The organism is Paenibacillus terrigena DSM 21567, assembly GCF_000374845.1.
GTDB classification, from domain to species: domain Bacteria; phylum Bacillota; class Bacilli; order Paenibacillales; family Paenibacillaceae; genus Paenibacillus_K; species Paenibacillus_K terrigena.
In genome coordinates this window covers 157,583-184,351 of sequence record NZ_KB895412.1, presented here as the reverse complement: position 1 = coordinate 184,351, position 26,769 = coordinate 157,583, and the positions used below count along the sequence as shown (strand labels likewise).

Sequence of the window (26,769 nt, the reverse complement as noted above, 5' to 3'; positions counted from 1 at the left end):
ATCTTGTAAGGTAAACGTTTACGTAACCTATATTAGTACCCTGGTTTTCTTCTGTCAATGGTTTTTCCCAGCAACCATTTGAAAGCCGCTGGGAATATCTACTCATAATTTCTCGGGAGATACATCCTCTATCTATGAGAAAATGGCCACCCTTAACAGGCTGGCCTTATTTCTACTCTTGGAGCACCCGAAGTGCGCGTTATCCCTCTCGCTTCGCTCCATTATTTCTTTAAATCAATCACGATGTCTTCCAATGTATATTCTTCTTTCCCTTTACCCGATTTTTGCGGTATCGCGACTTCTTTCGTTCCATCCCTCGTGATTTCCACCGAACCATGGTTATCTGCCGTGTATTCATATAAGGAGAGATGAGGCGTAATCATCAGCTTCGTAGCTTTTGGATCTAATTTCTCAAAGGTTGTGCTCCACTGCATGCGATAACCTTCGCTATCCCCTGATCCTCCATTACCTTGACCCGCGTAAACATTCCCTAGGTCATCTTTGATCTCAAGCGATACATCGACCCCGCCCCATTTACTTCTAACCTTCTCGCTCACCTCTTGGTCGTAATACACGATGAAAGACATCGGTGTGAAGGATATTTTATCGATATTTACGGCTACACCAGTATGTTCCACCTGACGGGAAATCAATTGTGTCTTGCTTTCTGTCGCTTTCAGTGCAAGAGCAAAATTCCAATTTCCTTTAATTTGTTCTTTGCTGTCTTGAATCGTGATCCCCTCTACGTTCCAACTAAACTCAACAGTGTCTTTTCCCTTCCGATGGGAGCCTGTTCCCCTCAATAGACCAACGTAGTTGTTGGGACTTACCTTCGTAATTTTATCGCTGCCACCCACCCCCTCCGAGTCTTTAATGTCTAAGAACCCATGGATGATCGGGTTAGCTCCTAAATCTCGATTACTGTCTATCGAATAGGTTAATGACACCGTCTCGCCATCGAAAATCGCATCCTTGATGGTGAACTTAATGCCGTTGCTTTCTTGCGACATGTTGATCTCACTGGAATATTCCTTGTAATCCTGATAAACCCCCATTCCAATATCCAAAAATCTAAAAATATTTCCGATCACAGGAATATTGCTCGCATACGCCGGGAACGCCACTCCTAATGCTGCAGTGGATAGTCCAGCTACAATAACGGCGGCTGCAATGCCCTTTGTCCAGATTCTTTTCTTCCGATGGATGGATGCTTTCACGGCTTTCTTGACTCTAGCCCGTTCCAAATCGTTCACCTTCATCTCCTCCAACTCCTTGTCATCGATATCCACATCGTTCAATAGTTCATAGATATCCTTCATAGTCCATGACCCTCCATATTCAGATTCATCGCTTGGGAATGGAGTCTCTTCTTCCCTCGATAAATTCGATTATCGATCGAAGCTCTCGTCAACCCGAGCTTTCTTGCGATCTCCTCCGTCTTCAAACCCAAAAAGTATTTCATGATGAAAATATTCCGATCTACAGTCTCCAGCTGATTAATCAAATGAACGAGTTCCGTCTGGTCTTCTCTTCGGATCAGTTCATCTTCAGCGGACCTCTCAGCCAACACGTCGACATCCGAACTGGAGAGACCATCGGACTTCCTCCGATTTTTGCGGTAGTAATCAATCGCCTTAAACTTCGCAATAGCATAAATCCACTTCTTGAAATCCTCTCCCTCCCCACTGAATTTTTTCGCATTGTTCCATATCGTCAGGAAAATATCATTGATGCATTCCTCGATGATGCCATCGTTCGCAAGTGGCGAAAGGACTTTAACCACTGTCCCTTTGATTAGTGATATATAGTTATCAATGATATACTCTAGCGCATCTTCTTTTTTCCGCTGTAATCGCTGTATGTAGTTGTTCTCATTGGATCTCAAGCTCAGCCCCTCCCCCTTGTTGTAAAATGATTTATACTCTATACAACGAACTGAAAATTTTTTTCTCTCACCTGTACTCCTTCTTATAATAAAAAAGTCCATCCCTATAGGATAGACGATTCCACCTTTTGTACTTTTTTCGGCTTTGCCTTGAATAAAATCAGGCCACTGATCAACACAATCGCCCCTATTGCTTTTTGAAACGTAAAAGGAACGGTCTCCAGCCCAAACCAGCCTAAGGAATCCCACCATAAAGCACAGATAAGCTGAGAAGCCATGACAATGGCGATCGCGTTGCTGGGTCCCAGCAGCTTCACTCCCCTTACTACGCATGTCACGACACCTATCCCTAGCAAGCCGCTGAACCAGAACCATGGCTGTATAGGCCCGAGCGTAAAGTATTCCGTTCCTTCGAACAACACGCCCATACACAACGATGCTAAGAATCCCATACCCAGCACCAGAGCTGTCGTCGTCTGGGAGCTGACAGCTTCGCTAACTTTGTTATTAAACATCGTTTGAACACTTATCAGAGAGCCTGCTGCTAACGCCAACACAATTCCTATGATCATATTCCATTCCTCCTTTCGCCTTTCTCGTAAATATTCTGGCCAGCCACAGCGGTTAGCCCCTTCCTATCTATCACCACGAGTTTGCCTCTTCTCCGCTCCAACAACCCTGCTGAACAGAAGCTTTGTAGAACCCGATTCAAATGCCGGTAACTCGTACCGATCAGGTTCGCCGTATCCTTCATATTCGACATGCTTACTCTTGGATTTGCCTCCACCTCGTCGTCATATGAGACTGACAAGAGGTAACTAGCGAGCCTGACTTCGACCGGATATAGCAGATTGGAGCTCAGTGAGATCGATTTCATGTAAAATTTTTCGGCCACCATGTCAAGTAAAAATCGTAAAAACGATGCTTCCAACGCATTCTGGGCTACCCAGCGTTTAGAGACTCCGATCGTCTCAACCGGGGACACCGCCGTCACCGTGTTTAGATTCTCCTTACCCCTCAGACATTCAATTTCCCCAATGACCCCGAGCGGATTTGTAAAATTAATCAGCAATGTTCTGCCTTCCGTTGATGTTGTATATACTTTTACCTTTCCTTGTACCAGCAAAAATAAAAACTGGGGTTCTTCGCCTTGCAAACAAAGCGCTTCGTCCGGTTCAAAACGATATAAGGCCAGATGTTGTCGCAACGGTTCTGGGAAAACTTCTTCCAACCCAAATTGGCTGAGATAATGATCGATCTTTCCCTTGTCCATGATCTCTTTCATACGTAACGATTCCTCCCATGCTAGGTATTACAATCTTTAGAATGTTAAACATAGGATGCCAATAACCATGAACCCTACGCCGATCCATTGAGAAGGCCGCAGGTGCAGCGAGGCTGAACCGAACCAGCCCATCTTCTCCATCACTAAAGTTACAGTAATTTGGGCGATTAGGACAGCCGATACGGTCAATGCCGCACCATTCTGGTGAAACGCCGTTATGTTGCTGAATAGGATGAAGGCTGCAAAAGCCCCGCCGAACCGATATACCAGCTTCACCTGCTTGAGATTTCGCCAAGACCTGTCGCCGACCAACCAGACGAGCAGCATTGCTGCTACAAATCCTGTACCCTGAGTCATCGTGGCAGCCTGCCAAGTCCCGATATGCTCTCCGATGACCGCATTCGCTACACCCTGCAAGGTCAGGAAAGCACCTCCCAGACATGCATATATTAAGCCTTTCATCTTCTGATTTCCTCCCCATCTCCAACGCTTTCTCTTATTTAACAATGAGTCGAGGAATCGAGAAAGGACATATGTCCTCATTCATAAGATGAGGAACAAATAGACGAAGATAAGGGCTTCCCCGTTGCTAGGAAAGCCCCAAAACTCAAGCAGAACTTGAGCATCTCTATAATGGCAAGTTACTTCCAGGCTGAATTGTCGTCACACGAATTCCCTGAGCGTTGATCTCCAACCACAATGCGGCGCTATCGCGTTCACGCCGAATTTGATGGCTCATGTGCCTCGATTCTTCATATTATTGGATCAAAGGTACCCGATGAACACCCTTGCTGCCTCCCGGCGCGGTTCCAATATATAAATATCCGTTATGGTTGACTGCCGTAGTTACCCCATACAGCTTGCCTTTCGGATCGTGCCAGCTTTCAATGACTTTCCCATCCGGACTGATCTCCGCAACAAGCCCGTGCTTCACTGGCGTACTTGCCCCGTTAAGCAGCGCCTGCGGCACTTTGGCCATAAGACCGGCCAGCCACGGGTTGCCATGCATCTGATCTACAAAAGATAGGCGCGTCGTGAAGATCCCAACCCAGAAATGGCCTTGCTCGTCGCGCGAAATGTTGTCAGGAAAACCTGCGAGATTGTCCGTGAAAATGTCGGATGTGCCTTTCTTCGGACCCTTCAGCCAATATCTGGTCAGTTGATAACGATAGGATTCCGCAATAAGCACATAATCTTCGTCACTGGACAGGGCGATTCCGTTGGCGAAATAGAGTCCTTCCAACAGGACACTCGTCTGCTTGGTTGCCGGATCGTACTTCAGCAAGCGTCCATGCGGCTTGCCCTCAGCCATTTCTTTGAACAGCACGCGACCATAGGTCGAGGTGTCGGAGAAATAAATGGAGCCGTCCTGCGCAATATCGAGCTCGTTAGCCAAGTAGATCGGGTTGCCATCCACATGATCAGCCAGCACCTGTACGGTCCCAGACGGGTTGATGGACAATAGCCCTTTCTTGATATCTGTAACGATCAAATTGCCGTTGGTGTCGAACTTGAGCCCGTTAGGTGTCCCATGGGTGTCTGCAAACACCTGGGCCTTCTGCGGTTTGCCCTCCGCATCGAAACCAACCTTGTAAATTACTCCGTTGGAATCCCCGGTATAGAGCACGCCTACCTTGTCAAACGTAATGAACTCCGGGAATTGAGGAGCATCCGAGACCAGTTCGGCCGGACTGAGCTTGTCGTTCTCTTGCCACGGCCCCGGTTCCGTAAAAGAGGGGCCTGTCGGCGCGTTCCATTTCACCGGATCGACAGGCGAGGGCACGACCACGAAAATGATGATTCCAAGAAGGATTATAGCGAGCAGAGATAATCCCACGCTCCGTATTCGTTTCAATCGCGAACGTTTGGGACGGTTTGCTTGTGCTGCAGCATGAGCTGAAATATTTGGCGAATGAGTCATGAGTTCACCTCCTGGATCATCCATCCTGCAAGATCGGACGGACCGGGCGGTTTCTTATGGTTGACGGAGCCGTCGCGCGGGCGAAGCATGCCGCCAACGAGCCGAAGTCCCTGCTTCCTCGTCATGAATCGTCCGATCTGCGTACCTATATAATTCTGCGTACCCGGAACAACATACAGCTTCCCATCCTTCAGCGCGCGAAGCGCAACTTCTACGACTCTCTCCGGCGTGTCTTTCTTACCGACGGCCGCTTCTTCCGTGCCTACGACGCTGAAGAATGCGGTGTCCGTCGCTCCCGGACAAAGTGTGAAAAATTGGACGCCGCTATTGCGGTTTTCCCACCACAAAGCTTGGGTAAACGACAACACGAAAGCTTTCGTCGCTCCGTATACGGCCATATAGGGAAGGGGTTGAAATCCGGCGGTCGAAGCGACATTGATAACGGCGCCGGAGTTTCTGCGCAGCATTTCCGGCAGGAACAAGTGCGTCATATCTACAACAGCGGCAACATTGAGCATGACTTCCTCATGCTGGCGCACGCCTGACACTTGTTCAAATAAACCGTGCGTGGCAAAGCCTGCGTTGTTGACCAGCAGTTCGATCTCCAAATTCAGAAGCTGACATTGCCGATACAAACCGCCTGATGCACCCTCTTTGCCAAGATCGGCAGGAATCACCTCGATCTTGACGCCATGCTTCTTTCTAAGCTCCGATGCCAGGCTCTCCAGCTTGTTCTTCGATCGGGCTACGAGTACGAGGTGGCCGCCCTCTTTGGCTAATTGCCGGGCGAACTGCTCTCCGATGCCGGAAGAAGCTCCCGTGACAAGAGCCCATTTTCCTTGAATGTTCATATGACAACTCTCCTATCGAATTCATTGTTTTTATTAGGAAACACTGTTACCAAAAAGTTAAAAATAATTCCTGACTCCCATAAGAGTCAAGAATTGTTGCGCATTTCGGTAACACTGTTTCTAATTTGATTCATTGTAATCTCGCTTTTTTAAAATGTCAACATCGTTTTTTAAATCGCTGGTTCTGAGCATCCCGCGTCGCATTGACAACGGTCCGACAACGATTTAAAATTCCTGTTAAGAGTCGGAAACCTTGTTTCTTATCGAAAACGCATGAATAGAGGGTGATAGCGATGACCGACCGAAATAGTCCCTCCGCTGCAAATACACGAAAGTTAAAAACGTATCAGGAGGCTCGCCTCCAAAATATTGAAAATCTCCGCAAGCTCGTCGTCGATGCTGCGGCAACGATTTTGCACGATGAGGGTCCTGAAGCCGTGACAGTCCGTAAAGTTGCGCAGAAGATGGATTGCTCGACCAAAATCATATATAGTCTGTTTGTCAATAAAGAAGGGCTGGCTCAGCAGCTTTATCTCGACGGTTGCAAGCTTCTCGCCAACGAACTCGAGGAAACGCCGCACACTGACGATCCTGCACAGCAGCTGCACCATTTAGGCGAGGCTTTCTGGCAATTCGGACAGCGTTACTCCAGCTATTACAAGCTGATGTTCGGAGGAGCCTTCGCGGATTTTAAGCCGGACGAGGAGAGCATGAAAGGTACCGTGACAGCCATGCGGCAATTGTTGACGGTAATCGGCAATGCGCAAGTGCAAGGACTGATTACCGGTCCGCATGACACGGAAACCGTCGTCCGTATCTTCTGGGCGTCGCTTCACGGCGTTATCCATCTCTACATGGGTGGCCATTTGGGTGATGTACAAGCCGCTCATGCCGTTTATAAGCAAACGTTGTCTTTGATTGTTGGATCGTTGTTTTCAAGTCGCGGCTTCTAGACAGTAGAAGCAATCTTCATTCAAGAAAAATTTACACAGAAAAAAACTTCGACACTTATGTTCGAAGTTCTTGGCAGGTCGCCAAAACTTGCCGTTACTTGTGATACAGTTCTCCGCGCTGTCTGTAACGGCAAGATTATCCTATCAATTCGATATTCTATACGAGCGCTTCTTTCTCCACTCGCATTAATATTTCATCGACGGTTTCTTCTGCAGTTAATTGCGATGAATCTAACCACATTCCAGTACGTGGTGTCTCTTGCCGGAGAACGTTATCCAGTGCGGATACGCTCCATATCCCATATCCTGTCTTAGTCCGTTCTGCTTCCCTTTGTGCGACGACATCGGGATCAGGGCAAAGAACAACCACATAGAACGGACGATATGAAATGTACGAAATGAATTCATTCAACATAGGGCCAACAACTACATCCTGTACAATGACTGTGAACCCATCCTTCACGTATGTTTCTGCAGCTTGAGCAGTCAGTCGATAGCGGAGTCGAAGTTGGTTAAGCTCATCCTTATCTGCATCTGGATGAACCTCCTTACGATCATTCACAATCATTTTACGAAATACATCCCCCCTAAGATGTACTGATTTATCAAAATGTTCGGAAAGAAGTTGCGCAACTGTCGATTTACCGCTAGCCATAATACCGGTTACTAGAATGATACATGGAATATGATTCATTATTCATAATCCCTCCACTCGGATCTATTGAGATGTCCCTTATTCAAAGCGACGATCCAACCACTACCACCAAATACGAATTCCCTTGATTTAAGTCAATGAACCGTTATAACCCTCCGATTACAATGAGATTAACAAGGGGGTTATTTGGATGGTTACCACAGGAATACAACGAACGGATCAGCGACAACCTGCTCTGATTGCGGGCATATCGCTTATCATCATGACACTTGCTTCATTTTTTTCGTATGGCTATGTCCATGCAAGCCTTGTGGTGCAAGGAGATGCCAGCGCCACATTTCATCATCTCATGTCATCAAGCACGCTTTTCAAAGCTGAAATCTTCGGTTGGGTCATCATCCTGATGAGTGACATCGTGGTTACTTGGGCATTCTATATGTTCCTGAAGCCAATGAACAACAGCCTTTCACTGCTCGGTGCATGGTTCCGTCTGACCTATACGGCGATATTGGGAATAGCCATATTGAATTTACTATTTGTGCGGCTGCTCGCGAACAGTGCTGACCCTTTAGCGATATCCGATCCGCTTCAAGCACAAGTCATGCTGTATTTAAATGCTTTTGAATCTATGTGGTCGATTGGTTTAATTGTTTTTGGTGGGCACTTGCTCATTGTGGGTGGGGTGGCTGTCAAATCCAACGGCATACCTAGAATCATTAGTATCTTATTGATGATTGCTGGTGCAGGCTATATAATCATTCACCTATGCAACGCGTTTCTCCCACAATTCGATGGGGTCATTACCGTACTTAAATTTATATTTACTGTGCCAATGATTGTAGGAGAATTGGGCTTTGGGTTATGGCTGCTGTTCAAAGGCGGAAAAGTCTCGATAACGGCCTAAATATCTGCTTCATGATTGTCTGTATGGACTCGCTTCTTAATTCTGCTTAATGACTCGGGGGTAATGCCGAGATAACTTGCCAATTGATATTGAGGCACGCGATCGATTAAATGGGCCCGTTTCAGTAATAGTGACTTGAAGCGTTCTTCAGGTGTAGAAGCGATAAAAGCAGCGTATTCATCTTGGACTTGACCGAACTTCTCCTCGATCATCTTGCGTATCATGGATTCCAATTGATCGTATTTGTTATACATGTCATCTTCGATCGCTAGATCGCCAACGACCAATACCGCATCTTCAAGACACGTTAATGTGTACTCGGATGACTTATCTCGTTTATAAGAATTGGAGATCGCGATGGCTTGCTCCTCCGTGTAGAAATTGGAGGTGACCTCTTTTCCCGCTTCATTAATTGAATACTGCCTTACGCATCCCTTTAACACAAAATAACATTTCGTGGGGACATCTCCTTGTCGAAGGAGCACTGTTCCCTTTTTGTATTCCTCAATCAGGATATCTTCAACGATCGCCTGTTGTTCATCTTCGTTCAAGGATGTCAATCTCGTCATGTACTCGAACAATATTTCTTTCATTTTTCGTTCCTTTCATCGCGAAGATACCGTTATCTACTCAAAAGGCCTTCCATCCCATGGAACTCAGGACGAAGGCCGCTTAACTGATTTGTATTCTTTGTGCTGTCTACCTGACGGGCTGCAGTTCTTTGTTTAGACCAAGCGTCCGTGCTGTTGAAGTATGAATTTCATGGATAAGCTCTGGGTTTTTCAACAGGGACACGCCATAAGAAGGAATCATTTCTTTTATTTTCGGCTCCCACGCCTTGATATGCTGCGGGAAGCATTTTTTGATGACTTCAAGCATGACGGATACGGCGGTAGAAGCACCCGGAGAGGCGCCGAGCAATGCAGCGATCGAGCCATCTTCAGCACTAATCACTTCCGTACCAAATTGAAGCGTTCCTTTGCCGGCAGCCGTATCTTTAATAATTTGCACACGCTGGCCTGCGACTAGCAAATCCCAGTCCTCGCTTTTGGCGTTCGGGATAAACTCTCGCAGCTCTTCCATCCGCTTTTCTTTCGATAGCATCACTTGCTGAATTAAATATTTGGTCAATGAGAGGTTTTTGGCACCAGCCGCGAGCATCGTTGTAACGTTATTTGGTTTCACCGAACCTAACAAATCGAACATGGAACCGGTTTTTAAGAACTTTGGCGAGAAGCCGGCAAACGGTCCAAAGAGCAACGATTTTTTATTATCGATGAATCGGGTATCCAGATGCGGAACAGACATTGGAGGTGCGCCAACCTTAGCTTTGCCGTAAACTTTGGCATGATGCTGTGCCACCACTTCCGGATTATTACACACCATAAATAGTCCACTGATCGGGAATCCACCAACATGTTTTCCTTCAGGAATACCGGATTTTTGAAGCAAAGGAAGACTCCCGCCCCCGCCGCCGATAAAGACGAATTTTGCAGTATGGCGTTCGACTTTACCATTATCATTCCGTACTTTCAATTCCCACAAGCCATCGCTAGTACGATTAATATCATCTACGCTATGCTTGTAATGGATACCGACGTTTTTACTCTTTAGATGGTCGAACAACATGCGCGTTAAAGCGCCAAAGTTAACATCCGTGCCCGAGTCAATTTTTGTTGCCGCGATCGGTTCGTTCAGTGCACGGTCTTTCATAATAAGCGGAATCCATTCCATCAGTTTTTTCGGGTCATCGGAAAATTCCATTCCTGGAAACAGAGGATTGGCTGACATCGCTTCAAAACGTTTTTTCAAAAAAGCTACATTCTGTTCCCCTTGTACTAAACTCATATGGGACAACGGCATGATAAAGTCTTGCGGATTACGAATCAGATTGCTGTGTACAAGATAAGACCAAAACTGCATGGAATCTTGAAACTGTTCATTAACCTTTACAGCTTTGCTGATATCTACCGATCCATCCGGTTTTTCGTCCGTGTAGTTAAGCTCGCACAGTGCAGCATGGCCCGTTCCCGCATTATTCCATTCGTTAGAGCTTTCCTCTCCTGAACTTGCTAGCTTCTCAAACACTGTAATTTTCCAGTCCGGTACTAATTCTTTCAGTATTGTCCCCAAAGTCGCACTCATGATTCCGGCACCAATTAAAATAACGTCTGTTTCGGTTTGTCTGTCGCTCATGTTTACCGTCCTTACACGCTAGTATTTGAAAGAAATAATGTAGGCGCTCCTGCCTGTTTAGGCTCACTAATAATAGATTAAGATATTTACTATTATATGATAGTTACATGCTATAAAAAACCGATAAATTTTAGGTAATGACACAAAACCCTAGGAATAACACAAAAACCAAGGCCTTAACCCAGGTACTTGTAAGGGTTGTGGCTTTGGTTCGCCATGCTCACCAACGACTTGAAAAAAGCAATGTTAACAGCAAAAAATCACGATTTTCTTCATTTTGAGAACTATTTATATATCATATCATAAAAATATCCAATTGTTAGTACCGAATTTGATTATCGCTTAAAAAATACTTAAAAAAAATTTGCCGCTACTGGAGGATTCGGACTGGATGAACCATATGGAAAATGTGATTCGCATTTTGCTCACGTCAGCGAAATGCAACGCAGTAGCATTGGCTGCGTTGCATTTATGGAGGGAATCCCCCTCCCACTTTTCACGCTGATGGTTAAAGCGTCTGGAACAACTGCTCCCCATTCGTTCGGATATATCTTAAAATCACGCTGCACACCGCTATCATGATCAGTCCAATCCCTAACAAGATCAGATTGCCATTTACATTGGACAGAAGAAGAACTAATGCAAATGGGATGACTAGACTGATGAAGCCTATAAGCATGGCCACAATGACCGATGCACTTTGTTTGATTACCGTAACTTCACTTGTCCATTCCAGATTAGGAAATTTCAAGTTGACAAGCACACCCATCATTGCTGAATAACAGGCATAAATCATAGGGATAGCAAGCAATAGCAAGCTTTCAATCCATCCCGTGCGTAAGGATATCATAAGCAGCACATAACTAACAATCAGGATAGGTATGGTAACCGTAAGATTCACCGCAATTTTGCTAAGCAGTATCGTTTGTTTTGGGACGGGTGAGCTTTTTAAAATCCATATATTTTTGCCTTCAAGTGAAATGGAACTTGACGTTGTGCAACTTAACGTGACAAACAAAGAAACGACCAGTGGCGCCAGTTTGCTTAGATAAGTAGAAAGTTGCGGGATTTCAACCAGTTGTCCGAGTTTCTCCGAACTTATGAACAGCAAGGAAATCGACATCGCGAGCAAAAGAATCATGCCAATACTCGTATTCAGCACATATGAGGAAGAACTAATATATCGACGCAGCTCCTTCCTATAAAGTGCAAGAAAAGGTGATGCTGCTTCTAGCGGCTTCATTTGATATTTGCTGCTGGCATGAGAGGTGGTTATTCCTGTATATATCGCTTTAAATCTTGTGCCAAGCACAATGGTAAACAGCATAAATGCAAGAACCGATATCACAATAAATAAGAGAAAAGAACCCATCTGATACGAGCAGACAGCATCTACATATATGGACGTAAGTGGATATAGTTTGAATATCATATCTGCCAGTTGCGTACCCATATCCGAAAGTACCTGCACACTTCCATTCATACGAAACGAACCAAACATAACTGCAAGGATGACTGCAAAGGTTAAGATGAGGCTGATCACCTGACTCCCTTTGAACCGAGAGGAGATCCAGCTTATTAGTGAGCCAATGATCGTTGCAGCAATGATGGGTATTAACGGAATAAATAAGAGCGTCGTGAGATACAACAGATAATAGAACACTCCAGGATTCACTTTGATCGCATAAACCACACCAGCCGGCAGCATCACCATCAAAGTAAAAAATAAATTCAGCACATAAAGCTGAAGAACACGACTCGCTACAACATGGCTGGTTTTAATAGGCAACGACATCACCAAATCGTAGTCCTTAAAGCTAAATAATACCCCGCTTGCCTTATAGATCGTTGTGAAGAACCCGATAACCGAAGCTACAGCCATCATAATGGCAAGCAAGAGATCCATCCGGCCTATTTGTTCAAAGGTCAGTGCCATCATGAAGCTGTATCCGAACGAGACCACTCCAACCATGACCACACTAATCAGAATAGCGATGCTCAGCAGGAGTAATCTGCGTCTTTCCTTAACATCGTGCGTATGCAATGCTTTATTCAAGCCAAATGAAGAAAGCAGCTGTATCTTCGTTAATCTCCATATATTAATCATGATCGATCAACTCCAGGAACACATTTTCAAGGCTGTTGTCCCCTTTTACTTCTTCTGTCTTGCCATACGTTATCAATTTCCCCGCTTTAATGATCGCGATCTTATTGCAGAGCTTTTCTGCCACATCCAGTACATGGGTTGAGAAGAAAATTGCACTGCCATTACTGCATAGATCGGCCATGATCGTCTTTAACACGTGAGCAGCCTTTGGATCAAGTCCCACAAAGGGCTCATCCAGCACTAGCAGCTTTGGTCTATGGATGAGAGCAGAGATGATGGCAAGCTTCTGCTTCATGCCATGAGAATACGAAGAGATCAAATCTCCGAAGTAGGCAGTAATCTGAAAGTCATCGCCGTATTTTTTAATGAGTGACTCACGATCAGCCTTGGATACGCTAAAGAGATCGCCAATAAAATTCAAGTACTGTATGCCGGTCAGGTGATCGTATAGATCCGGGTTATCAGGAATATACGCGGTAATCGCTTTGCAGGCTACTGGATCTTTTTTAATCGAAATGCCATCAATTTCAATATCCCCTTCTTCAAAGTCAAGTACACCAACTACTGCTCGGATGGTTGTTGTTTTTCCTGCACCGTTATGTCCGATAAAGCCGTAGATATCGCCAGGCTCGATGACTAAATTCAAGTCGTCTACTGCCTTTTTGCCACCCTTATAACACTTGGAAAAATGTTTTATTGTGAGCATTTCCCTTCACCCTTTCAATGCGGTCTCTGAGCTTTTAATAGGATCGTATCATTGCCTATACGCTCTTCTAGAAGAATAGCTATAATACGTGCAGCCTATCCAGAAAGTTCATTTGCTCACAAGAAAAAAATGAAAAACAGGACGACGCATAGAACTACTTCTTCTCTGTGGCAAAATAAAGTATGGCAATGATCGGGAAAGCTATTCCAATCCCTAACGCGGCACTCCATCCGCCCGTGGCGTATATCCACCCCCCAATTGCGGATCCGATGGCACCACCAAAAAAGAAAATAGCCATGAAAAGCCCATTCAGACGACTGCGAATTTCCGGACTCAATGAGAAGAGCGCACGTTGTCCGAGCACAAGATTTGCGGATACACCGGCGTCCAATAATATGGCTGCAACGACAAGAACAGCAATTCCGAAGGGTGAACTACTACGGATCATAAGCGGTAACAAAACAGAAATGACGACCGTAGCGAGCGCAATCCCTGTAGCGGGTTTAGTCCAGCCGCGGTCGGCCAACCGCCCAGCCACAGGCGCAGCTACTGCACCTGCGACGCCGACAAGCGCGAACAATGCAATGCCTTTCTGAGAAAAATGAAAAGTCGGGCTAGATAACAGTAATGGAACTGTTGTCCAAAATAAGCTAAACGTCGCAAACAAACATGCATGATATGCAGCCCGGCGGCGTAAGATCGGGGTTGTTCGCAGCAAGTGCCACATCGAACCGAGTAGAGCTGTATAGTGTGTGTCTGTTGAAGGCCTTCTTGTAGGCAGCACCTTCGACAGTACGATTGCCAAAATAAAAACAGCTGCGGCAGACAAAGCGAATACGGCATGCCATCCAAAGAAATCAGCGACCAGGCTCGACAAAGGACGCGCGAGCATAATTCCAAGTAACAAACCACTCATGATATTACCGACAACACGGCCGCGTGAGGATTCAGATGCAAGGTATGACGCAAAAGGTACGAGTACTTGGGCAGCGACCGACCCTATACCAATGACAAACGATGCGGCTAAGAACGGCACAGCTTGCTTCGATACTGCAGTGATAGCAAGGGCAACCGCTGTGAGAAGTAAAGATATGACTATCAACCTTCGATTCTCAACAATATCTCCCATAGGTACGACAAATAGCAAGCCGACGACGTAACCAATCTGCGCTATTGTCACGATAAAGCCAGCACTGGTTGCAGACAGGCCGATTGAAGAGCTGATAACCCCGATCAAGGGCTGCGCATAGTAAAGATTAGCCACAATAATACCGCACGCGGCAGCCAGAAGTATGGTTAACCATGTCGGGATATTTTTCTCGATTGTTTGTTTTTTTACAGCAGTCATTTTAGGCAACTCCTTATACAAAATGATAATTCTCTAAAGTCAGAAAACTTCATGAAGTCACGGCAATTACAGTCCCATGCGAATTTCTCCTCATGGTAGTTCCTCATTCTTTGCATTATTAAATACTGAACGTATAGTATATAAATTGTATAACGAAATAATATACTGAACGTGTAGTTTTGTAAATAGGTGGTTTCAACTTTATTTTTTATTCATAATTGGTATACTGAACGTATAGTTTGTTTTTATCTGTTATGTATTGACGAAAGGGGATAATTACGATGAATGGCAAGAGAGGCAGGCCTCGTAATGTAGAAGCGCAAAAGTCTATCCTTTCCGCATCTTATGAGCTATTGTTGGAAAATGGCTTTCAAGCCGTCACAGTTGATAAAATTGCCGAACGTGCCCAAGTTAGCAAGGCCACGATTTATAAATGGTGGCCTAACAAGGCTGCTGTGGTCATGGATAGTTTCCTGTATGCCGCCACGGCCAGATTGCCTGTGCCTGATACGGGTTCGACATTTCAAGATATTCAAATACACGCCACGAATTTAGCCAGGTTTTTGACGAGTCGCGAGGGAACCATCATTACGGAGTTATTAGGCGAAGGGCAGTTTGATTCAGGATTGGCGGAGGCCTATCGAGCTCGATTTTTCCGTCCCCGCCGACTTGAGGCAAGAGGTCTTTTAGAGAAAGGGATTCAACGCGGGGAATTGAAAGAAAGTCTCGACATTGACATATGCACTGATCTCATTTATGGGCCAATTTTCTATCGATTGCTTGTGACAGGCGATACGTTGGACGAACCCTATGTACAACATTTGGTGAAATTCGCATTCGAAGGAATCCGTTCTACCTGAGTCGTAATTGTCGCAACATCCAACGAATATCGAACAAAATACGGCAGGAACGAAGAGCGCCTTGGCCGGAGACTTTCTTCCCGCGGTTTAGGCGCTTTCGTTATCGATCGAATTTCCATTCGCAGCGAACGTAGGTTATACAGCGAAATGTCACTATTGACTGCTGATAAAAATACCTGAGGTTTTCTGAATGAGAATTTGGCCATAGGACTGAGCCATCTTTCGATCAATGAATTCTTTGAACTGATCGGCTGCCTCCGGGTCCAGAACAACCTGATCTGCGGAAAATCCATTCATAGATAATAGATACTTCACTATAGCCTCCGACTCAGTCACCAACAATGAATCCTCATACAGACTAAGCTGTACATCGCCGAAATAATCCAATAGCTGTTGCCTCCCATTCTCGAGAGAAAAACGTGTCTCAATCGAGCCGAGCACTTCATTGTACTTGGAATGGGGATCGAACGCGTTGACCATTTCCCTCATCTCCAGCATGTTTCGGCGGCCCACTGTACTCGCGTAGAAGGTCCCGTCAGGCTTCAACACCCGCTTTATCTCCGCAAGGGCCCTTCTTCGATCCTCCACATGATACAGCATATGATTGGCGATGATGATGTCGAATGTGCTGTCAGGATAATGGATTTGCTCTGCATCCATAACCTCGAAATGAACCCTACCGCCCAAAACGTCCAGACTTGCCCTAGCATCTTCAAGCATTCCTGAAGAAATATCCGTAACGGTAATATCCCACTGTGCCGGAATTCGTTGGGCATTCGTCATCCACAGTAACCCATTCCCTCCCCCGAGCTCCAGAACCTTAGCATGATCCGTCTGCTTGAACTGATCGAATATCCAGCATGGCCACGGGTATTTGTTCGTGCTAAACATACGGTGCATATAGATTCGTGCATTGAAATTACCTGAGTTTATATATTGTTTTTGCTGAGGCTTCTCTTTATTCTCCATTATTATTACCCCCTTCTTCGGAGTTTGCGGATGTTGCCCGCCATTTACCCATTGAGTCGGCATAGCGTGTCACGCTGTCGGCAAGAGCCCCTAGCTCATCATCATCCCACTCCTGTAGAATATGGGCCAACCCATCGACACTTCTTTCGAAGAAATCCAGAAGCACTGCTTCTCCAGTTTCTGTTAACCGAGTAAGACTTGAACGGAGATCATTTGGATCCGAAATCACGGAAACCTGCCCTAATTGCTTCAAGTTATGGATTCGTCTAGTAATTGAGGATGGATTCATCTGTAACTCTTGAGCGATGTCCGTCAAGCGAATTTGCTCGCGGCTTTTAATCAACATCAATATTTCGAACGTCACCCGGTCTAGATCAGATCTTCGGTCCTGCGCATGTTTGAATTCTTTCACTAGCTTTAAAGTTCCTCGAGCCAGCTTACGAAGCTCATTGCGGTTCTTCGTCAATACAAACACCACCTTAGTAAAATATTGATTATTCTTAGATTAATTTATTTGCTTGCGCAAAGCAAACATTTTTCTTCGAACGAATTGCTGAATGTAAAATATAAAAATCGCCGTCCAACACCCACAGGGGGCGTGAACGACGACAACTTTAGAGTCATTATTTAAGCGGTGCTTCTTCCGATATCACTTGCATAGCTAGGACGCCATTTCCGCCAGCACCTTGCCAAGTCGGTCAAGCTGCTGTTCATTAGCTTCTATGCAGATCGGCTTAGCTTGTTCAAACGCCTCTTTTTCCTTGAAAGTCTGACGGAAAGTAACTTTGGTGCGGCCTTCCAGGTCGTCGAAGGTAGCCGTTACCCGAAATTCGTGGCTGGATAGATGATCAAGCACGATCTGCTCCGGCGTCACGATCTCAACAAAGACATTATGGTTCGGATAATCCACGCCATTCGGTCCGTGCATGGTGAACTTCCACGTGCCTCCCGGCCTCATATCGCATTCGTAAAATGTATTCGTGAAGCCTTGTGGCCCCCACCATTGGGCTAACAAATCGGGGGTTGTCCAGGCCCGGAACACAAGCTCCCGCGGGACATCGTACTCGCGCGTAGCAATAAGTTCATTTTCACCTATAGTCATGCTTCTACCTCCCCTTCTACTACCTTGCCCAGGGCGTCCAACATGACGTTTGTACCGTGTTCCCGTACTTCAGGCGTATCGTGTCCATCAAAGTACGCTCCTTGCTCCGTAAAAATCAGTTTCGTGCCACTCTCCACCTTAATCAGCTCAACTGTTGTTATCGAGACGGAGATGCGTGTGTTGTTCGAATCCAGCGTGTATGTATAGACAATGCGCTGCTCTGGAACGAGCTCTTGGTAACTAGCGTTGAATGTAAAGATCGGCCCTTCCGGCGGCCCGCCACTGCTGTACTCACGTCCTCCAACCTGAAAGTCGAAGATTTCCGGCTTCGAGAACCACTTGGCTTTGGCAATCGGGTCGGCCCAGGCTTGGTACACCCGCTCCGGCGAAACGGCATAAGTCCGCTCGACGACGAAGGTTGCATGCTTGATGAATCGTTCGTTCATTGATTTTCCTCCTTAGGTTTCGGCATTTCGCTCTCCTCGATAAGAAAGTTTCCCAACAGATCCAAATGTCGCTCCCAAATCGTTTGTCGCTCAATGACCGGCTTCTCAAATTCCATTTTCATCGCTTGCAAAAGGCTCGTGAAATCTTCAACCGTTAATTGCGCCTTGCCCTGCATAAGCTTGGATACATGCCCGAGCTGCTCCAATAGTTTCTGCTGTAATTTGATTTGCTCTTTGATTCGGTCTATCTGCAAGTTGACGATCTCAAGCGGAGTGATCTGCCCGCCAGTTAAGACCGTTTTGACTTCCTCGAGAGATAGGCCCAGCTCCTTAAGCGATAAAATCTGATGCAAACGCGACAAATCCGATTCACTGTACAGCCTGTGGCCGGATTCCGTCTGTCCCGACGAAGAGAATAATCCGATTTGATCATAAAACCGCAAGGTTCGTACGGTAATCCCCGTCATCTTGGCGAGGTCCCCGATCTTCCAATATCTCTTCATTAACCATCTCCTCTCTTTGGCGCTAACTATATAACCGATAGCTCTATTATAAAACCTTACGTTACGTAAGGTGCAAGCGTTTTCGAGACGCTCTGCCTCTGAAATTTTTCTGAGGGGGAAGAAGATGCACTCGCATGATCCTGAATAAGAAAGACCCTCCTCGATAATTCTCCGAGGAGGGTCATGTCTTTGGATCGAGTCTGTTACGATAATGCATATTTACTTCACTTCGCTCTGCAATGGCAGCCCAGATGGCGTTCGTTTCCTACTCGATACGAATACGCCGCCCAAAATAAAGGCAAGGCCAGCGAATAAGCTCCAATGAACGGGCTCATTCAACAACGTACTACCCCATATGACTGCTGTTGCAGGAACGAGATAAGTAACCATCGTCGCGAACTCGGGACTTCCTCGTTGAACCATGAAATAAAACAAAATATAAGCGATTCCTGAGCCGAATACACCCAGCCCGATGATCATCCCGATATTCGTGGGTGTTGCCAACCGCGACAGGTTAACCGGTTCGACCGAAAAAGCCATGGTCCCGCTTCCCAGCATGGCGCAGAGCAGCGTGCCGAATGTCGTCTGATACATGGTCACACCCTTGAGCCGCTTGGACAACTGAGAGCCGAACGCATAGCACAACGTAGCTGCCAGCATGCAAATAAATCCGATCAAATCGACCGACACAATGGAATGCGGATTGATGTCCAATAAAATAACCAGCCCGACAAAAGCAACCCCCATGCCAATCCATTGCATCCGGTTCGTAGACGCCTTGAAGACCAGCGCCCCGACGATGATTGTCCATAGCGGCGTTGTAGCATTCAAGATCGATGCTATGCTGCTGGACAATCTGGTTTCACTGAAACCGATAATTGCCCATGGGACTGCCGTATTGACGAGAGCCATGACTGCCATCGGGAACCACTGGATTTTTCGTAATTCGAATGGCTTCCGTAATACGAGCATGATTATTGTAATGGTCATCAAGCCAAAGCTGGACCTGAGGAATGCAATCGTCCACGGACCAAAATCGTGCAGCAACTGCTTAATAAAGAAAAACGAACCTCCCCAAATCAGACTTAGCATCACTAATGCGGCATAGAGTAATCGAGGCACAACGATTCCTACTTTCTTATATTTCTCATGTTGTCTCTCTATGCTAGCATGAGAATCCTTCGATGACCATCGAATTACTTTGCAATTTTAGTCGTATCTTTATGTGTTACAGTCTTATCATACAAGAGCAATTCTTATTTAATCTTTGCCCAATCCTTAACCGTTTCTTAAATCGATTAGGCAGGCTCGATGAATTTCCGGGGAGGGTTTTATAATAGATTCTTGAAAGCGTATTAATTTTAGTAGAAAAGTACGTTACAATAGATTCATGAAATGAAGAACGAGAAGAAATTGGATTTTATATTCACGAATAAAAAATTATAGGGGCATAAGAAAATGATCAGTAAACTTCATGAACTCCATAAACAAAAAAAACCACTATCCGTCGTTGTCTATGACCAATTGTATAAATTAATCATGGATGGAGCATTTCCTCCGGACAGCCAGCTTCCAACAGAACCTGAATTGGCCAAAAAATTTGGTGTGAGCAGAATGACATTGAGACATGCTCTGGCCCTTTTGCAGGAAGATGGATTGGTTAAAAATATCCATGGCAAAGGAAATTTTATTACAAAATTCCATCATAATGATCATATGGATGGATTGGAGAAGCTCGGGAATCCTCTATATAAATGCTATACGGGAAACATAGATGATATCGAACTTATTTTTCGAATTGAACTATTAACGGACTATGCCATGCAAGTATTACATCAACAGACGACTGCAGTTGTTGCGTTGGAACGCTGGTATAAAAGTAACGATAAGATCGTAGCTTTTGCTTTTACGATGATGCCTATCGAAGCCGTTTCCGAATTAAATCTTGACTTACAAAGCGATAAGCAAGTGTTGGATATGTTGGAGAATAAAGTATATGAACTCGCTAATTCCTCTACCCTTGAAATTAAACGTTCGAATTCCGTTAATACGCCGTCATTGAAATACCAGCTTTCCCACAGTGAGGAATGTGATTTGATTTTAGAAAGTGTATATATCAGTGATAAATACCCCGTTGTTTACAATAAATACTATATACCTATAGAATTTAGTCAAATGAAGATTAAAACATCTAAATAACTGAATAAATAATTCATTAATTTGGAAGCGGTGTATTTTTTATGAATACATCGCTTTTTTGTAACAAAAAAGACAAATTGCGCAAAAAAGATGGGTTGTTTTTCGAGATAAAGCTGTGTTACCATTCTCATTATTAAAACGTATACAAGTTTTTAGACAACTATACAATGTTGTACAGAACGAAGAATCATCATGTATGATCATGAAATCGTAACCAAGAGGGATAATATTTTGGGGTATTCATGGAAGCGCTACCTTATTAGACATCATAAGAATGAAACAACAAAGGAGAAGAATATCGCTATGTCTACCACTACTGCAGATGTGAGCATGAAGAAAACTCAGGAATTTAATATTAAGAAGGCAGTGCCTATTACCTTACTATTATTTCTACTATGCTTAATCATTGATAATTCGTTTAAGATCATTTCTGTTGATATGGCCAAGGATTTCAACATTTCAGCGACAACAGTTAGCTGGCAAGCCACCCTAGCTGGTCTTGTGATTGGAATTGGGGCGGTGGTGTACGCAGCTTTGGCGGATTCCATTAGTATCAGAAAACTATTTATCGCGGGTATCATTTTAATATGTGTCGGTTCAGTCATGGGATACATGTTTCAACATTCGTATTTGCTCGTTGTGATCTCACGAATGATCCAAACGGCAGGTTTAGCATCAGCTGAAACATTATATGTTATCTTTGTAACCAAACATTTACCTGCAAATGAACAAAAGAAATTTTTAGGATTAAGTACCAGCAGTTTTGCTCTTTCGCAGCTCATAGGTACATTAACTGGAGGCTACGTTTCTACGTACTTCCATTGGACAAGTCTGTTTTTACTTTCTTTAGTAACCCTGCTCACCCTACCTTTTATTTTAAAATATCTTCCTAAGGAAGAAACGAAAAAACGTCATATCGATGTATTAGGATTATTCCTAGTGGGAACCATTTCTGCAGCCCTACTCCTGTATATTACCGATTTCAATTGGCTTTACCTGATCTTGTTTGTTGTTGCAGTTACATTATTCCTTGTTTATATCAGTAAAAACTCAAAAGCGTTTATTGGCATATCCTTCTTCAAAAATAAACAGTTTATCTCATTGCTTAGTGTTGCTTTTGTTATTTACTCTGTACAGTTAGCGTATATTTTCTTATTTCCATTCTTACTTGAAAAGATGTATGGTTTGAAGCTCGATACCATTTCACTATTAATGATTCCAGGCTTTATAGCAGCTACAGTCGTCGGGGCTCTTTCCGGGAAAATTGCGAGCTTCCTGGGAAGCAAGCAATGCATTACCATCGCGATGTCCAGTATTATCGTCAGCTTACTATTAGGCGTATTCTTTATACAATCTTCTGTTGTTGTATTCGTGATATCGATGGTATTATTCTCTAGTTCATTTGCATTCATGTATGCACCAATACTTGATTCTTGCATTCGTACGATTGAAAAAGAAAAAGCAGGAACAGCCGTCGGATTTTTTAATTTAACACTGAATGTCGCGATGTCAATCGGAATTGCCTATACAGCAGCCATGATGGACCATTCCGCTATGCGAACAAGCTTCCTAGGGATTACAAGCAATTCGAATGCTTCCATGTTTAGTAATATCCTATTCATTCTCGCACTCATTACTCTTTTGAGTTTATCTATGTATTGGGTATTCGTAGGACGAAAAGCGACGAAATAGATTACGTTTAGTTCATAATTAGGACCCTAAACCAACAGTTTAGGGTTCTTTTTTGACTATAATTTAGTTTTGGTTATATGATTTGGATTACTTGTAAATACGCAGTAGTATAAGAACTTGCTACCGCGGAAACCGGTGCAATTTGAACTAAGTCTCCTGTATTTAATTGTAGGAGTGCAGAGGAATGTTGCGTGATCGTATGATTTACAGATTGGCCGTTTTGTGTAAACTGTAATGATACTCTACTGGGATATTGTGTTTGGGCAGAAACGTTGCCATTTATGAAAAATCTCAAATCAACAAGAGATTGGTTGTTCCCATTTGATGATTGTACAGTAGACACTGCGAATTGCACATGATATATCCCTGTTCTTTGTACTCGCAAACCATTAGTCGCCATCGTTACGTCGTTTAGAACAAGTGGATTAAATACATCCAGTTGAACTGGCGTGTTCGCAACGTACGTTACATTACCAGTATTATTCCGTACGACATATCCATAGGCTGGAGTTATTGTCGGTCCTGGTGGTCCTGGGGGCCCTTCGGGTCCGGGTGGACCTTGCTCACCAGTCTGTCCATTCTGACCATCCTGTCCATTTTGTCCCGGAGGTCCTGGAGGTCCAGGTGGACCTTGCTCGCCAGCCTGTCCATTCTGTCCGTTCTGTCCATCCTGTCCTGGGGGTCCTGGGGGTCCTGGGGGTCCAGGTGGGCCGGGGGGTCCGGAAGGGCCGGGTTGACAGTGCGATTTTTCACATTCTTCAAGACTTTCTTTGCAACTCTTATATTTGTCTTTGTAGTAACGATACATCTCTTTATAATACTCTTCATCTTTACTAGACAAGTCAATCCCTCCTTTCAATAACTATATGTCGATATAGTGATGAATGGTTGGACACTAACTTGGTTATGATTAAAAAAGCGTTAGCCTAATAGCTCAGACCAACGACCGATCAGGATTCATGTCATAACCCTCGCGTCTCATCACTTCAGCTTCTCAAATGCACGTATGCATTTGCCATCTCTCGAAGTATCCAATACCGAGAACCTAATTTCCGAGAAGAACGATCCATATCCTTCGTTATCCAGTAAATCCTGCCACCAACCGGCTATCTTCAATGGATCGTTCCGGAACACGCCGCAGCCGTACGCCCCCAAAATGAGATGTTTATCTTTCTTGCACGCGAAAATCGCCAAAGTCAGCCGCATACGGTCTTTCATCACACTTTCTGCTTTCTGACGGTCCTCCCCTTTAAGCAAAACCTGTCCATAGTTCACAGCGGGCAACGTCAAAACTGAAGCCGTAACAGGCTGTCTCATAAGGTTAAACCACTCGTCGCGGAAAAAGACCACATCAGGAGAATAAATAGCATGGTTGGTATACATCATGGATCGGTAAGCACGATTAGCCGTATAATAGCCTTCGTTGCGCAGTTGCGTTCCGTATAATCCGCTAGATGCCGCTAAGCTTTCTTCCTGTGCCATCGCTCCGTTCAGAAATCCGCCTCCCGGATTTTTCGCACTAGCAAAGTTTAGCACGCCGATCCGATCTTTCCCTGCTTTCGCAAAATCCACGATCGCCTTCACGGTCGCCTCGTTGGAGACGGAGTATAAAGCAGCTTGTTCAGACTTGGGCAACACATGACAGTCTCGTACCATCGCGGCACCTTGTTCAGGCGTGATCAGATGGCTGCTCACCTCGGCATGTTTCTGCGCTGCGGTAAAATCTATCCGGTGTCCATCGTATTCATAGTAGCCTTGTTGCTGGATCCGCAAAGTCTCTTGTGCAATTTCCTTTCGATTCAATTCATTCCCCTTCTTTCAATAACTCGTCTCGCGCTTCGGTCAGCGCAAAACCCAGTAAATTTCTCCCCCGCCATTTCATTGGATTTTCCGCATCCGGGTTAGATTGTCCCATGCCGATACCCCAAATGCGATCCCGTGGACTAGCCTCTACCAAAATACGGTTTTTCGTCGATTTCAAATAATCCCCTAGCTGTGGATTCTGCGAGAATTTGGCCAAGCTGCCTCGCTTGACGATCTCATAGCAGCGGCTCTCCCAGACTTCCTTATCGAAGTTCTTCACCGCACGTCCGTATGCTTTCATCTCCTTGGGATGCTTGGCCTGCATAATGGCACCAAGCATGTCATCATCCCCGAATAACCGCGCCTTCTCCGCCATCATGTACTGTTCAGCACAGGAGTATGTCGTTCCCTCTACAATGAACGGGCTCATCCACCACTGGCTGAAGCAGCTCTTATCAACGCTTCCATCACGCGGTGGCGTATGGCCCCAGAAGAACAAAAACTTGAACGATTTTCCTTTAAGATGAGCGTTGCGCAAATTTTGAATGTCGTACATCATGGGATTTCCTCCAGACTTTTTCGATACAAACGGGATGGACGGTGGCCCGCATTTTCGGTATAGTGGTCCGTTTCCATAACAAGATCGGCTACTTTACGTCGGAAGGCAGCCTTTAGCAGCTCTTTATCCAATATCACCTCGTAAACCTGCTGCAGCTCCGTCAAGGTGAACAGCTTGGGCATCAAGTGAAGTGCAATATCGGTATAGTTAACCTTGCCACGCAAACGCTCGATCGAGTAGGCAATAATTTTCGCATGATCGAAAGCTAATCCCTCATTGGATAGGATGGTGTAAGACGTCGCGGTTGAAGATTCCGTCGCCTTCACTGTACGTTCCACTACCGCCGTCAACTCCTCGTGTTCGGAACTCAGTTTAAGCTCGTACTGCAGCGACTTAACGTATCCGCCCTCAATCAACTCTTTATGCTCCCTCAAAAGCTTATAAGAAACCTTAAACCAAGCGGCGTTAGCTGCGTCATCCCCTGCCTTCAACTGCACTTGGTCACTATTGATCAGCGACATATAGCAGCAGCTCATAACCCATGTCCGGGGATCTCGCCCGACTTCACTGAACGTATACAACTGCTCCAAATATATGTCATCGACGCCGGTTTCCTCCCGCAGCTCCCTTGCTGCGGCCTGTTCCGTTGTCTCGCTCGGCCGGACAAATCCACCCGGTAGCGCCCATTTGCCCAAGAAGGGATGGCCTCCCCGACGAATGAGTAGAACTCTTAGCTCCTTCTCCGGGAGCTTGCGGTAATTATTCTCGTCTGTTTGCGTAACGGTGAAGACGACGATGTCCGCCGCTACCGAAGGACGCTCATAATCTCCTACCTGATACCGTTCCATAAATTCGCGTTCCGTTAATCCGTCGCGATCTAGTAAGTCCACGATTTTCCCCACCTGTTCGTTTCTTCGTATTTAATTGATAATAACACTTTGATACTAACAAAAATAACAGAAAATAACTTCAGAATCAAGTAAATTTTTCCTGCATATTCATAGATTACGTGACAAAGAAGCCATTTCACAAGAAACACAGGAACGTTAGCCCTAAATAATGATAATCAGGAGGTGCTTTTGAATGAAAGATAAATATGTAAAAGAGTTTTTCTTCTTCCCCGACATATGCATCATGTGCGGAATCTTCCTGATCAGTTTTGGCTTTCTAGTCCCACACTTGACTTCCATCGGCCCATGGATTGCTTTGGTTATAGGCATGTCCTCTTATGCCGCTGCCGAGTATTTCACACACCGCTTCCTTTTTCACATGAAAACTCCGAAAAACCCATTCTTTTTAAATTTAATTAAGCGTTTACATTATGATCATCACTCCAACCCGAATGACTTACATTTATTGTTTCTTCCGTTGTGGTACTCTCTGCCGAACATCGCTATTGCGGGAACCATTGCCTACTTGATTTCAGCCAGCCTTGTAATTGCAAATGCTTTTATCGCGGGAGTGATCCTATTTCTATTGTTCTATGAGTGGAAGCATTATATCGCTCATCGTCCAATTACCCCTGTCTCCCCCTGGGGCCGCTGGATGAAGAAAATCCATTTATGGCATCATTATAAAAATGAAAATTAATTACTGGTACGGCGTCACTAATCCGGTGCTTGATTTCGCATTGGGTACTTTTGAGGACCACAATAAGGTTAAGCTTAGCCAGACGGCTCGCAACCTTGAACAACGCGATCATAAAAAGCTGGATCTGTAATGGTTCTCTCCCTTAATAGGATGCAAGCTGGCGTCGGTGCTTACCGGTGTCAGCTTGTTGCATTTATAGCTCCCCTTCAAGCTGCACAAATCCGCATAAGCCTGT

28 protein-coding genes and 1 pseudogene are annotated in these 26,769 nt (G+C 45.0%); 6 read left to right on the top strand and 23 right to left on the bottom strand.

Features of this window, described 5'->3' with window-relative positions; genetic code table 11:
• Positions 1 to 221: 221 nt before the first annotated feature.
• From C558_RS0100885 to C558_RS0100855, 7 genes are all read right to left on the bottom strand, one after another.
• Positions 222 to 1,319 carry a DUF4179 domain-containing protein gene (locus tag C558_RS0100885; RefSeq protein ID WP_018754317.1) on the bottom strand — a complete coding sequence of 366 codons (1,098 nt, stop codon included), beginning with the start codon at positions 1,317 to 1,319 and terminating at the stop codon, positions 222 to 224.
• Positions 1,316 to 1,885 carry a sigma-70 family RNA polymerase sigma factor gene (locus tag C558_RS0100880; protein ID WP_018754316.1) on the bottom strand — a complete coding sequence of 190 codons (570 nt, stop codon included), beginning with the start codon at positions 1,883 to 1,885 and terminating at the stop codon, positions 1,316 to 1,318. The genes C558_RS0100885 and C558_RS0100880 overlap by 4 nt, the downstream gene beginning before the upstream one ends.
• A gap of 104 nt (positions 1,886 to 1,989) precedes the next feature.
• Positions 1,990 to 2,457, bottom strand: coding sequence for a DMT family transporter (locus C558_RS0100875; protein WP_018754315.1), 468 nt, complete (start codon positions 2,455 to 2,457; stop codon positions 1,990 to 1,992).
• On the bottom strand, positions 2,454 to 3,170 hold the full coding sequence (locus C558_RS0100870; protein ID WP_018754314.1) for a Crp/Fnr family transcriptional regulator: 717 nt from the start codon (positions 3,168 to 3,170) through the stop codon (positions 2,454 to 2,456). The genes C558_RS0100875 and C558_RS0100870 overlap by 4 nt, the downstream gene beginning before the upstream one ends.
• A 36-nt stretch (positions 3,171 to 3,206) precedes the next feature.
• Positions 3,207 to 3,632, bottom strand: coding sequence for a DMT family transporter (locus tag C558_RS0100865; protein WP_018754313.1), 426 nt, complete (start codon positions 3,630 to 3,632; stop codon positions 3,207 to 3,209).
• Between the two features lie 295 nt (positions 3,633 to 3,927).
• Positions 3,928 to 5,091, bottom strand: coding sequence for an SMP-30/gluconolactonase/LRE family protein (locus C558_RS0100860; RefSeq protein ID WP_018754312.1), 1,164 nt, complete (start codon positions 5,089 to 5,091; stop codon positions 3,928 to 3,930).
• Complete coding sequence (locus C558_RS0100855) at positions 5,088 to 5,942, bottom strand: SDR family NAD(P)-dependent oxidoreductase (protein ID WP_018754311.1); 855 nt, start codon at positions 5,940 to 5,942, stop codon at positions 5,088 to 5,090. Before C558_RS0100855 ends, C558_RS0100860 begins: the two co-directional genes overlap by 4 nt.
• 293 nt (positions 5,943 to 6,235) lie before the next feature.
• On the opposite strand from C558_RS0100855, the gene C558_RS0100850 reads away from it, so the two are divergent.
• Complete coding sequence (locus C558_RS0100850) at positions 6,236 to 6,895, top strand: TetR/AcrR family transcriptional regulator (RefSeq protein WP_018754310.1); 660 nt, start codon at positions 6,236 to 6,238, stop codon at positions 6,893 to 6,895.
• A 157-nt stretch (positions 6,896 to 7,052) separates the two neighbouring features.
• On the opposite strand, the gene C558_RS0100845 is transcribed toward C558_RS0100850, so the two are convergent.
• Positions 7,053 to 7,589 (bottom strand): AAA family ATPase, encoded by a 537-nt coding sequence (locus tag C558_RS0100845; protein WP_018754309.1) that lies wholly within the window; start codon positions 7,587 to 7,589, stop codon positions 7,053 to 7,055.
• A gap of 151 nt (positions 7,590 to 7,740) precedes the next feature.
• Here C558_RS0100845 and C558_RS0100840 point away from each other — a divergent pair, with 151 nt between their 5' ends.
• The gene (locus C558_RS0100840) at positions 7,741 to 8,454 is read left to right on the top strand and encodes a DUF4386 domain-containing protein (protein ID WP_018754308.1); all 714 of its coding nucleotides are present in this window, start codon (positions 7,741 to 7,743) and stop codon (positions 8,452 to 8,454) included.
• Here C558_RS0100840 and C558_RS0100835 read toward each other — a convergent pair.
• The 5 genes from C558_RS0100835 to C558_RS0100815 form a co-directional block, all read right to left on the bottom strand.
• Entirely contained in the window at positions 8,451 to 9,047 is a 597-nt protein-coding gene (locus tag C558_RS0100835) for a Crp/Fnr family transcriptional regulator (RefSeq protein WP_018754307.1), read from the bottom strand. The genes C558_RS0100840 and C558_RS0100835 overlap by 4 nt on opposite strands.
• Before the next feature lie 106 nt (positions 9,048 to 9,153).
• Complete coding sequence (gene mqo, locus C558_RS0100830; RefSeq protein WP_018754306.1) at positions 9,154 to 10,650, bottom strand: malate dehydrogenase (quinone); 1,497 nt, start codon at positions 10,648 to 10,650, stop codon at positions 9,154 to 9,156.
• 508 nt (positions 10,651 to 11,158) lie between these two features.
• A complete protein-coding gene (locus C558_RS0100825; protein WP_018754305.1) occupies positions 11,159 to 12,757 on the bottom strand; it encodes an ABC transporter permease in 1,599 nt (532 codons plus the stop codon).
• Positions 12,750 to 13,463, bottom strand: a complete 714-nt coding sequence (locus C558_RS0100820; protein WP_018754304.1) for an ABC transporter ATP-binding protein — start codon at positions 13,461 to 13,463, stop codon at positions 12,750 to 12,752. Before C558_RS0100820 ends, C558_RS0100825 begins: the two co-directional genes overlap by 8 nt.
• Positions 13,464 to 13,617: 154 nt before the next feature.
• Entirely contained in the window at positions 13,618 to 14,811 is a 1,194-nt protein-coding gene (locus tag C558_RS0100815; RefSeq protein ID WP_018754303.1) for an MFS transporter, read from the bottom strand.
• A 281-nt stretch (positions 14,812 to 15,092) separates the two neighbouring features.
• On the opposite strand from C558_RS0100815, the gene C558_RS0100810 reads away from it, so the two are divergent.
• Positions 15,093 to 15,671, top strand: coding sequence for a TetR/AcrR family transcriptional regulator (locus C558_RS0100810; RefSeq protein ID WP_018754302.1), 579 nt, complete (start codon positions 15,093 to 15,095; stop codon positions 15,669 to 15,671).
• 153 nt (positions 15,672 to 15,824) lie between these two features.
• Here the strand turns inward: C558_RS0100810 and C558_RS0100805 are convergent, their stop codons facing one another.
• The 6 genes from C558_RS0100805 to C558_RS0100780 form a co-directional block, all read right to left on the bottom strand.
• A complete protein-coding gene (locus C558_RS0100805; RefSeq protein ID WP_018754301.1) occupies positions 15,825 to 16,640 on the bottom strand; it encodes a class I SAM-dependent methyltransferase in 816 nt (271 codons plus the stop codon).
• Positions 16,630 to 17,106: a MarR family winged helix-turn-helix transcriptional regulator gene (locus tag C558_RS0100800; RefSeq protein ID WP_018754300.1), complete on the bottom strand. Its 477-nt coding sequence runs from the start codon at positions 17,104 to 17,106 to the stop codon at positions 16,630 to 16,632. The genes C558_RS0100805 and C558_RS0100800 overlap by 11 nt, the downstream gene beginning before the upstream one ends.
• Before the next feature lie 195 nt (positions 17,107 to 17,301).
• Positions 17,302 to 17,742: an SRPBCC family protein gene (locus C558_RS0100795; RefSeq protein ID WP_018754299.1), complete on the bottom strand. Its 441-nt coding sequence runs from the start codon at positions 17,740 to 17,742 to the stop codon at positions 17,302 to 17,304.
• Positions 17,739 to 18,188, bottom strand: a complete 450-nt coding sequence (locus C558_RS0100790) for an SRPBCC family protein (protein ID WP_018754298.1) — start codon at positions 18,186 to 18,188, stop codon at positions 17,739 to 17,741. The genes C558_RS0100795 and C558_RS0100790 overlap by 4 nt, the downstream gene beginning before the upstream one ends.
• Positions 18,185 to 18,691, bottom strand: a complete 507-nt coding sequence (locus C558_RS0100785) for a MerR family transcriptional regulator (protein ID WP_018754297.1) — start codon at positions 18,689 to 18,691, stop codon at positions 18,185 to 18,187. Before C558_RS0100785 ends, C558_RS0100790 begins: the two co-directional genes overlap by 4 nt.
• 219 nt (positions 18,692 to 18,910) lie before the next feature.
• Positions 18,911 to 19,813 carry a DMT family transporter gene (locus C558_RS0100780; protein WP_018754296.1) on the bottom strand — a complete coding sequence of 301 codons (903 nt, stop codon included), beginning with the start codon at positions 19,811 to 19,813 and terminating at the stop codon, positions 18,911 to 18,913.
• Between the two features lie 336 nt (positions 19,814 to 20,149).
• Between C558_RS0100780 and C558_RS0100775 the strand changes: the two genes are divergently transcribed.
• Positions 20,150 to 20,890, top strand: a complete 741-nt coding sequence (locus C558_RS0100775) for a GntR family transcriptional regulator (RefSeq protein WP_018754295.1) — start codon at positions 20,150 to 20,152, stop codon at positions 20,888 to 20,890.
• 303 nt (positions 20,891 to 21,193) lie between these two features.
• Entirely contained in the window at positions 21,194 to 22,582 is a 1,389-nt protein-coding gene (locus C558_RS0100770; RefSeq protein WP_026263656.1) for an MFS transporter, read from the top strand.
• 510 nt (positions 22,583 to 23,092) lie between these two features.
• Here C558_RS0100770 and C558_RS34540 read toward each other — a convergent pair.
• The 4 genes from C558_RS34540 to C558_RS0100750 form a co-directional block, all read right to left on the bottom strand.
• Positions 23,093 to 23,410, bottom strand: a complete 318-nt coding sequence (locus C558_RS34540) for a hypothetical protein (RefSeq protein WP_018754293.1) — start codon at positions 23,408 to 23,410, stop codon at positions 23,093 to 23,095.
• Positions 23,411 to 23,563: 153 nt separating this feature from the next.
• A complete protein-coding gene (locus tag C558_RS0100760; RefSeq protein WP_018754292.1) occupies positions 23,564 to 24,385 on the bottom strand; it encodes a TIGR02452 family protein in 822 nt (273 codons plus the stop codon).
• A 1-nt stretch (position 24,386) separates the two neighbouring features.
• Positions 24,387 to 24,944: a riboflavin biosynthesis intermediates N-glycosidase gene (locus C558_RS0100755; protein WP_018754291.1), complete on the bottom strand. Its 558-nt coding sequence runs from the start codon at positions 24,942 to 24,944 to the stop codon at positions 24,387 to 24,389.
• Positions 24,941 to 25,834, bottom strand: a complete 894-nt coding sequence (locus C558_RS0100750; RefSeq protein WP_018754290.1) for an NUDIX hydrolase — start codon at positions 25,832 to 25,834, stop codon at positions 24,941 to 24,943. The genes C558_RS0100755 and C558_RS0100750 overlap by 4 nt, the downstream gene beginning before the upstream one ends.
• Before the next feature lie 193 nt (positions 25,835 to 26,027).
• Here C558_RS0100750 and C558_RS30090 point away from each other — a divergent pair.
• Positions 26,028 to 26,664 (top strand): annotated as a pseudogene (locus C558_RS30090) (sterol desaturase family protein).
• Positions 26,665 to 26,769: the final 105 nt, after the last annotated feature.